This is a genomic window from Mycobacterium sp. UM_Kg27, assembly GCF_000972905.1.
Classification (GTDB): Bacteria; Actinomycetota; Actinomycetes; order Mycobacteriales; family Mycobacteriaceae; genus Mycobacterium.
The window spans coordinates 1-263 of the sequence record NZ_JRMM01000369.1 but is presented as its reverse complement, the minus strand read 5'-3'; the positions used below and the strand labels follow the sequence as shown (position 1 = coordinate 263).

Sequence of the window (263 nt, the reverse complement as noted above, 5' to 3'; positions counted from 1 at the left end):
GTGGTGGTCCACCTCGATGTCGAACAACAGATCGGCGCCCTGCACCTGGGCCCCCTGCTCTGCGACGCCGACCGCCAATACCTGACCTGCGACGCCACCTGCGAAGTCTGGTTCCAACGCCAAGGCCGCGTGATCGGCTGCGGCCGCTCCACCCGCACCATCAACCGCCGGCTCCGGCGCGCCCTCGAGCACCGCCACCGCACCTGCGCCGTCCCCGGCTGCAGCGCCACCCGCGGCCTGCACGGCCACCACATCCAGCACTG

1 protein-coding gene is annotated in these 263 nt (G+C 71.9%); it reads left to right on the top strand.

From position 1 onward, the window contains the following. Window positions 1-263: DUF222 domain-containing protein (locus LI94_RS21680; RefSeq protein ID WP_152664915.1), on the top strand; the 263-nt coding region annotated here is incomplete at both ends.